This is a genomic window from Massilia horti, from assembly GCF_004614195.1.
Classification (GTDB): Bacteria; Pseudomonadota; Gammaproteobacteria; order Burkholderiales; family Burkholderiaceae_D; genus Telluria; species Telluria horti.
The window spans coordinates 1-8,064 of record NZ_SPUM01000120.1 but is presented as its reverse complement, the minus strand read 5'-3'; the positions used below and the strand labels follow the sequence as shown (position 1 = coordinate 8,064).

Sequence of the window (8,064 nt, the reverse complement as noted above, 5' to 3'; positions counted from 1 at the left end):
CGCAGGGCCTTGCCGCGCACCGCCGCGGACGGCTCGGGCGCGCCTTCGCCCAGCACCAGCTGGGCGAACACCAGGCCGGCGCGCACCACGCCGTCGTCATAGGCGCGCTCGTACCAGCGCAGCAGGACTGGCGCGCCCTGGCGGGCCAGCTCCAGTGGAATGTGGCTGCCGATCAGCTTCCAGGCGTCGGCGCAGCCCTGCTGGGCGGCGCGTTCGAGCCAGTGCAGCGCCGTCGGCAGGCTTTTCGGCAGCCCGGCGCTGCCGAACAGGTAGAGCTTGCCCAGCGCCAGCTGCGACTCGGTGCGGCCGGCACGCGCGCCACGAATGATCGCGAGTTCTTCACGATTAGCCATCGTTGTCGTCGTTAGTCAGGTGAGTCGGAGAAGGGCGTACAGCGAGGGCGGGGGTGTGGATACAGCTCCGGCCAGCATGGGCCAAAGTTGCGAATATACAAGAAATCCCCGAAACGCGTCGCCGTGGTCGTCAGTTCGGGCAAAGTCTAAGTCAGCAGGGAGGCCGATTCGTTTGGAACCGGCCGATTCTTGATGTCGCACAAACAATCAAGCGCCAGCGACATTGCTGGAAATAACCACAACGTTGTCGTTTTGACCATAGCGTCGCGTTTCGAAAATACAACAGCACGAATCGAATTATTGGCCTTCCACCAAGTGACAGCCTCATAATTGACTAATCCGGCAATCTTGACGCTTTAAGCATTTAAGGTTCAAGCATCCGAGATTCGGCAACATCGTCCTGGAACATGACCGAATTTCCGAGATTCACTTTATAAGGACTCTAATACATGAAAAAATCTCTCATGGCACTGGCAATGTTTGGTGCTTTCGCCGGCATGGCGCACGCACAAACTGCCGTCCAGATTTACGGTAACGTCGACGTTGGCCTGATCAAGAAAAGCGGCTCGACCCTGCAGATTGGCAAGCGCGCCGCCAACACCCTGGGCTTCAAGGGCACCGAAGACCTGGGCAACGGCCTGAAAGCACTGTTCCAGCTGGAAATCCGCTACGAGCCGGACACCGGTACCGTCGAAGCCACCAACCGTCCGCTGTTCCAGGGCGAAAGCCGCGTCGGCCTGGCCGGCGACTTCGGCATGGTCCGCATCGGCCGTGGCCGCCCTGCGTACCAGGAAACCGTGGCAGCGTTCGACCCGTGGCACGGCCTGCCGACCCCGGTTGGTTTCTACACCGACCTGACCGTCGCCGGCTACACCTCGCAGCCGCTCGATCCGGCAGGCAGCTCGAACAACCGCTGGGCCAACGCGATCTGGTATAACTCGAACGTCATCAACGGCTTCCAGTTCAACAGCACCGTCGCCACCAAGGAAGCCAACGGCGGCCAGGCTGTGGTCGGCAACGGCACCCCGACCAACCCGCAGTTCCCGGCCAACTCGGAAGCGTCGGCCAACCCGTTCTCGATCAGCGGCACCTACAACAACGGTCCGGCTGGCGCGATGATCGGCTACGAGCGTAATGCGGTCGAAAGCAAGGTCTGGACCCTGGGCGGCTCGATCGCTCCGGTGACCGACCTGCGCCTGATGCTGACCTACACCCGTCAGGACCAGGGCCACACCCGCCCGACCAACTCGAAGACCAAGGCATGGGTGCTGGGTGCGAACTACGCGATGGGCCCGGGCAAGATCCTGGCAGGCTACGGCCAGAAGCACCCGGATGGTGCCGCCAAGACCAAGCAGCTGTCGCTGGGTTACGAGTACAGCCTGTCCAAGCGCACCTATGTGTACCTGGATGCGTCGCGCAAGAAGGACATCACCACCGCCTCCGGCGCACTGGCGATTCCTTCGGCAGTGAACCAATACGACATCGGCATGAACCACTCGTTCTAAGCTGATGCGGGGCTAAGCCCCGTTTAGCAGGAAACCGCGAAGGGCGGACCCGGGAAACCGGGTCCGCCCTTCGTGCATCTGGGGCCTGTAGTTTTTGCACAACCGCGTCACCGCGTGCAGTGCAGTTGCTGGAACACGGTGACGCACTTGATCAACCAAGTAGTCGAGTTCTGTGTGTCCGTTTAACGACTGAATGGAGATGCGATGAAAAAGAGCTTACTTGCCGCACTGATCGGCACCTGTTTTGCAACCCCGGTACTTGCCCAGTCCAGCGTCCAGATCTATGGCATCGCCGACGCCGGCATCATGTGGCAGCGCGGCGGCCCGTGGAAGATCATCAGCGGCGGCGCCGACGGCTCGCGCCTCGGCTTCAAGGGCGTCGAGGAGATCATGCCCGGCTACAAGGCGGTGTTCAACCTTGAGGCGCGGGTCGATGTCACCACCGGCCGCCAGCAGGCGACCATACTGAACGACAACCAGGGCTTCTGGCTGACGAACAACATGGGGGCCACCTTGCCGCCGGCGGTCCTGTCCGCGGTGCAAACCACGCTGCAGCCGAAAGGCGCGCCCGTGGTCAACATCGAAAACGCGCTGTTCGACCGCACCGCGCTGGTCGGCATGTACACCCCCTACGGGGCCCTGCTGGCGGGACGCATGTACACGCCCGACTACGAGGTGCTGGCCGGCGCCGACACCTTCGAATTCGGCACCGCCGGCAGCTGGGGCAACCTCCTCTCCGGCACCGCCGGCTTCACCGCGCTGGGCGTGGACGTGCGCTCGCAGCGCGCGCTCCAGTACCGGCTGGTGCTGCCCCAGTACGGTATCTCCGGTTCACTGATGGCGGCCGCCAAGGGCTCCGGCTACTTTGGGCTCTATAACAAGTTCTGGGGGGCGAACCTGATCTACCGGGCCATGGGCTTTGACGTGGGCATCGGCTACAACCGAGGCTATGACCAGAACGACACCCCGAGCCTCTCCTCGACCACGATCGGCGGCTCCTACACCTGGGAGGACTTCAAGTTCTTCGCCGGCTACCACCGCCAGTCGAACTTCCACTCGGTGCTGCTGCCGATGTACATCAACGGCTTTGACACCCTGATCGCGCCGACCCTGCTGTCGACGGTCGGCCCGGTCACGGCCAGCACCTTCCGCAACGCGTTCATCAACAACGTCATCCCCAATTCGCAGGTGTGGGGCTGGAGCACGCAACTGGGCGCGCAATACCGCTGGGGCCCCTTCCGGTTCCTGGGCTCGGTCGCCTACCTGAAGGACCAGCAAGCCGGGAACAACGCGCTCCAGTTCGCGCTCGGCGCCAACTACTTCCTGTCCAAGCGTACCGACCTGTACGGGGCGGTGGCCTGGATCGACAACCGCCGCCATGCGCAGTTTTCGCCGGGCAGCGCCGGCTCGCCGGGCGGCTTCACGTCCAGTCCAGGCGAAGACGGCGGCGCGGCGCAGTTCGGGATACGCCACAAGTTCTAAGGCGCGTAGGGTGCAAGAGGCCGCAAGGCCTCTTTTTGCGCCTGCGGTCGGGTAGAATTGCCGGATTGACTGTTCCGACATTTTTTCGATGACCGCACCCCTGGACTCCGCCGCCGTCGCCCGCTACCTGGCCGACCACCCGCATTTTTTTGAAGAGTACGCCGGCCTCCTGGGCGAACTGAAACTGGCCAGCCCGGTGACCGGCAAGGCCGTGTCGCTGCAGGAGCGCCAGCTGGAAGTCATGCGCGACAAGTACCGTGCGCTGGAGCTGCGCATGGCCGAGCTGCTGCGCACGGCCGAGGCGAATGCGGCGATCGCCGACCGCTTTCACGGCTGGCACCAGGACCTGCTGCGCGCCGGCGATGTTGCCAACATGCCGCACGTGGTGGCGGACGGGCTGGTCAAGCGCTTCGGGGTGCCGCAGGCGACATTGCGCCTGTGGGACCTGGCTCCCGGGCATGAAGACAACTGGTACACCACCGGGGTGTCGGAAGACGCGCGCCTGTTCGCCGCCAGCCTGCGCACCCCCTACTGCGGCAGCAACCGCGACTTTGAAGCGGTGCGCTGGCTCGACGACTTTGAGGCCGTGCGCTCGACCGTGATGGTGGCGCTGCGCGCCAAGGGCGAGACCTTCGGCCTGCTGGTGCTCGGCTCGCCCGATCCGGAACGTTTCACCGACCGCATGGCGACCGACTTCCTGGTGCACATCGGCGAGACCGCCAGCACCGCGCTCGCGCCGCTGCGCGCCTGAATCGATGAGCGCCGGCGACGACTGGGCCACGCGCTACCTTGCCGAGCTTCAGACCCAGCGCAGGCTGTCGCCGCACACCCTGGCCGCCTACCGGCGTGACCTGGCCGAGCTGGCGCAGCTGGCCGGGCATAACGACTGGGCTACGCTGACCCACGCCGACATCCGACGCTTTGCCGCCAGACTGCACGCTTGCGGCCAGGAACCGCGCTCGATCGCGCGCAAGCTGTCCGGCTGGCGCGGCTTTTATCACTGGCTGGGCCAGCACAGCGCGCTGCCGGCCAACCCGGTCGATGGCGTGCGCGCGCCGCGCCGCGCCAAAGGCCTGCCCAAGGCCCTGTCGGTCGACGACGCGGTGCAGCTGATGGAAGGCAACCGGCGCGCGCACGCCGAACCGTTCGAACTGTGCAACCGCGCCATGTTCGAGCTGCTGTATTCGAGCGGGCTGCGGGTGTCCGAGCTGGCCGGGCTGGACCTGGCTGCCGGCAAGGACGCGCTTGGCTGGCTGGATGCCGAGGCGCAGGAAGTGGTGGTCACCGGCAAGGGCAACAAGATGCGCCGGGTGCCGGTCGGCGCCCCGGCGCGCGCCGCGCTCGCCGCGTGGCTGGCGGTGCGCCCGCCCGCGCGCGACGGCAGCAACGCGCTGTTCCTCTCAAAGCGCGGCACGCGGATCAGCCCGCGCGTGGTGCAGTCGCGCCTGAAGCAGCACGCGATCAACAGCGGAATGCCGGTGCACGTGCACCCGCACGTGCTGCGCCACTCGTTCGCCTCGCACCTGCTGCAGTCGTCGGGCGACCTGCGCGCGGTGCAGGAACTGCTCGGCCACGCCAGCATCACCTCGACCCAGATCTACACCTCGCTCGACTTCCAGCACCTGGCGGCCGTCTACGACAAGGCCCATCCGCGCGCAAAGTCAAAATGAGCAAAATAAGCAAGCGCCCAAGCATGAGCTGAATCAAGCCCGTGCATGGTTGATGGCCACGCTTTACAAATTGGGGCATAATCCCCCGATTACCCAAGCCAAGATCGGCTTTACTGACCAGATAGCGAAACATGGCCCTGATTCCCAGCACGATCCTGACCGGCTTCCTCGGTGCCGGCAAGACCACCCTGCTCAACCGCATTCTGCGGGAAGAGCATGGCATGCGCATTGCCGTGATCGAGAATGAATTTGGGCAGGAAAACATCGACAACGAGATCCTGGTGCAGGATACCGGCGAGCAAATCGTCGAGATGAACAACGGCTGCATCTGCTGCACCGTGCGCGGCGACCTGGTGCAGGCCTTGAGCAACCTGGCCAGCAAGCGCGCGGCGGGCGAGATCGCGTTTGACCGCGTGGTGATCGAAACCACGGGCCTGGCCAATCCCGGCCCGGTGGCGCAAACCTTTTTCATGGACGAGGAAGTGGGCGCCCACTACCTGCTCGACGCCGTGGTGACGGTGGTCGACGCGCGCCATGCGATGGACCAGCTGGACCGGCACGAAGAAGCCCAGCGCCAGGTCGGCTTTGCCGACAAGATCCTGCTCTCCAAAACCGACCTGGTCGACGCCGCCGCGCTCGACGAGCTCAAGGCGCGCCTGCTGCGCATCAACCCGCGCGCGCCGATCGCCACCAGCCAGTTCGGGCAAGCCCCGGTCGCCGACGTGCTCGACCTGCGCGGCTTTAACCTGAACGACAAGCTCGAACTCGACCCGCATTTCCTGACGACTGACGAGCACGAGCACGAACATGAGCACGCGCACTGCGGCCATGACCACGAGCACACCGAGGCCTGCGGCATTGATCATCACCACAGCCACCACAGCGACGACATCGCCGCGTTCGTGTTCAAGAGCGAACGGGCATTCGATCCGGAACGGCTCGACCAGTTCCTGGGCAGCATGGTCCAGGTCTTCGGCCCGAACATGCTGCGCTACAAGGGCGTGCTGCTGATGGAGGGCGCCGACCGCAAGGTCGTGTTCCAAGGTGTGCATCAAATAATGGGCAGCGACCTCGGTGCAAAGTGGGCGGATGGCGAACCGCGCGGCAGCAAAATGGTGTTTATTGGCAAAAATTTACCAAAAGATGTATTTGTCCGCGGCTTGGAACAATGTTTGGTATAAACTATTCCGGTTTGACGCGGCCTGCGCCCCGCGCGGCCTGTTCGTAACCGGATTGCCGACTCGCCGGCTGGGCGAGGGAAAACGGGGGTGCCATGATGAAGCAAACCGTAAGCAAGATCCCAAGAAAACCCAGCAGTTCAACCGGCGCCGCGCACCAGGCGGCACCGGCCCCCGGACTGGCCGAGGAACCGGCCGCCGCGAGCAAGCCGGCCGCACGACCGGCCGCGCGCAGACCAGCCCAGTCGGCCACCACCTCCAGGACGGCTGCGGCCCGGGCCAGCACCAAGGACCTGCCTACCCGGACGCCAGCGGCCGGGGGCAATGAAGAGACGGCAGCCGGTTCACCCGTCCCCCACCCTGCGGACCAGGGGACGGTTGAGTTAGCTGATAAAATGAAAACCTCTGTCGTATCGAAGGCAAGTGAAGTCATGACCAAAACAACGAAACCGAATACCGCCGCACAGCCCGAAGAGCGCATCCTCACGGACGAAGAAATTCTGGCGATGAGCGACGAGGACTACATGAACCCGGCACAGCTCGCGTTTTTCAAGCGCAAGCTGCAGGAACTCGAAAAAGAGCTGCTGAAAAACGCCGGCGAGACCACCGAGCATCTGCGCGAGACCGTGCTCGTGCCTGATCCGGCCGACCGCGCCACCATCGAGGAAGAGCACGCGCTCGAGCTGCGCACCCGCGACCGCGAGCGCAAGCTGCTCAAGAAGGTCCAGCAATCGCTGGCCGCGATCGAGGGTGGCGACTATGGCTGGTGCGAGGAAACCGGCGAGCCGATCGGCATTCCGCGCCTGATCGCGCGCCCGACCGCGACCCTGTCGCTGGAAGCGCAGCAGCGCCGCGAGCTCAAGCAAAAGCTGTACGGCGACTGATCCGCCTTGCGCGGGCAGGAAAAAAGCATGCGGCCATCCGCATGCTTTTTTTGTTTGGGACCCCCGCCCGCGCGCGGCGAAAACCCTTGCCGTCGGATACACTAGCCGGCGCCGCACAGCCTTTGATCGTGCTCATGCGTGCGCGCCCCCCGGGGCGCCCGGCCGTGCTACCGTCTGGCCGGGCAATGGGCCGAAGCGCCGGCCGCTGGGATTCCCGGCATCGGCTGGAACACAAGACAGGAAAACGACGTGGGGCTGTTCTCCTTCCTCAAGAAACACCAGGGGCCGCCGGCCGAGGCGCCGTCCCCGGACACCCGGATGCGGGCCGGCGTGCCGTCGCGGCCGCTGATTGAAGCCGAGCGTGCGCGCCAGCGCGAGATCGCGCGCGCCACCGCCGCCAAGATCGACGCCATCGAACTGCAGATGGCTTCCGACTTCTTCCCCGACGAAGCCGCATGGGCGCCGCCGCCGGCGCCGGCGATTCCCCTGCTGGAAGAGGAACTGCCTGAGCTGGAAGAGGAACTGCCCGATCCGGCCGTGCTGCCCTCCAGCGCACCGGTGGTCGAGGAAAGCGCCATCCTGTATGCCAACGGCCAGGCGGGTGCGGCCGAGCAATTGCTGCTGGCCGCGCTGCCCGGCCTCTCCCCTGACGAGCGCCAACCCTGGTGGATGCTGTTCGACCTGTACCAGGCTTGCGGCCGCGAGCACGAATTCGAAAGCATCGCGATCGACTACGCCAGCCGGTTCGACACCTCGCCGCCGGCCTACAGCCCGCTTACACCGCCCGGCCCGCTTGATCGCTCCTACGCGGGGGTCGCCCCGGCGCAGGCGTTTTCCGGCGTGCTCGACGGGCAGATCGCCCCGAACCTGCAGCGCCTGCGGCAAGCGGCAACCCAGAGCCCGCTCGTGCGGCTCGACTTCGGCGCCGTGCGCGCCGCCACCCCCGAAGGCTGCGCGGAACTGCTGGCGGCGCTGCAGGGGCTGCGCGCGGC

7 protein-coding genes and 1 pseudogene are annotated in these 8,064 nt (G+C 65.2%); 7 read left to right on the top strand and 1 reads right to left on the bottom strand.

Annotation, left to right across the window (positions count from 1 at the left end; genetic code table 11):
* Window positions 1–353: SEL1-like repeat protein (locus E4O92_RS18045; protein WP_167759820.1), on the bottom strand; the 353-nt coding region annotated here is incomplete at its 3' end.
* 449 nt (window positions 354–802) lie between these two features.
* On the opposite strand from E4O92_RS18045, the gene E4O92_RS18040 reads away from it, so the two are divergent.
* The 7 genes and pseudogenes from E4O92_RS18040 to E4O92_RS18010 form a co-directional block, all read left to right on the top strand.
* Window positions 803–1,858 (top strand): porin, encoded by a 1,056-nt coding sequence (locus tag E4O92_RS18040; RefSeq protein WP_135191041.1) that lies wholly within the window; start codon window positions 803–805, stop codon window positions 1,856–1,858.
* Window positions 1,859–2,062: 204 nt separating this feature from the next.
* Window positions 2,063–3,340 carry a porin gene (locus E4O92_RS18035; protein WP_135191040.1) on the top strand — a complete coding sequence of 426 codons (1,278 nt, stop codon included), beginning with the start codon at window positions 2,063–2,065 and terminating at the stop codon, window positions 3,338–3,340.
* An 88-nt stretch (window positions 3,341–3,428) separates the two neighbouring features.
* Entirely contained in the window at window positions 3,429–4,091 is a 663-nt protein-coding gene (locus tag E4O92_RS18030; protein ID WP_135191039.1) for a DUF484 family protein, read from the top strand.
* Window positions 4,092–4,095: 4 nt separating this feature from the next.
* Complete coding sequence (gene xerC, locus E4O92_RS18025) at window positions 4,096–5,010, top strand: tyrosine recombinase XerC (protein ID WP_135191038.1); 915 nt, start codon at window positions 4,096–4,098, stop codon at window positions 5,008–5,010.
* Between the two features lie 131 nt (window positions 5,011–5,141).
* Window positions 5,142–6,191 carry a CobW family GTP-binding protein gene (locus tag E4O92_RS18020; RefSeq protein WP_135191037.1) on the top strand — a complete coding sequence of 350 codons (1,050 nt, stop codon included), beginning with the start codon at window positions 5,142–5,144 and terminating at the stop codon, window positions 6,189–6,191.
* 428 nt (window positions 6,192–6,619) lie between these two features.
* Window positions 6,620–7,072: an RNA polymerase-binding protein DksA gene (gene dksA, locus E4O92_RS25395; RefSeq protein ID WP_135191036.1), complete on the top strand. Its 453-nt coding sequence runs from the start codon at window positions 6,620–6,622 to the stop codon at window positions 7,070–7,072.
* 138 nt (window positions 7,073–7,210) lie between these two features.
* Window positions 7,211–8,064: pseudogene (locus E4O92_RS18010) on the top strand (hypothetical protein); the annotation flags it as partial.

Excerpts from the sequence above, each read along its gene's own strand:
- E4O92_RS18030 (WP_135191039.1), top strand. The coding sequence starts at position 3,429 with ATGACCGCACCCCTGGACTCCGCCGCCGTCGCCCGCTACCTGGCCGAC.
- xerC (WP_135191038.1), top strand. The coding sequence starts at position 4,096 with ATGAGCGCCGGCGACGACTGGGCCACGCGCTACCTTGCCGAGCTTCAG.
- E4O92_RS18040 (WP_135191041.1), top strand. The coding sequence starts at position 803 with ATGAAAAAATCTCTCATGGCACTGGCAATGTTTGGTGCTTTCGCCGGC.
- E4O92_RS18035 (WP_135191040.1), top strand. The coding sequence starts at position 2,063 with ATGAAAAAGAGCTTACTTGCCGCACTGATCGGCACCTGTTTTGCAACC.
- E4O92_RS18020 (WP_135191037.1), top strand. The coding sequence starts at position 5,142 with ATGGCCCTGATTCCCAGCACGATCCTGACCGGCTTCCTCGGTGCCGGC.
- dksA (WP_135191036.1), top strand. The coding sequence starts at position 6,620 with ATGACCAAAACAACGAAACCGAATACCGCCGCACAGCCCGAAGAGCGC.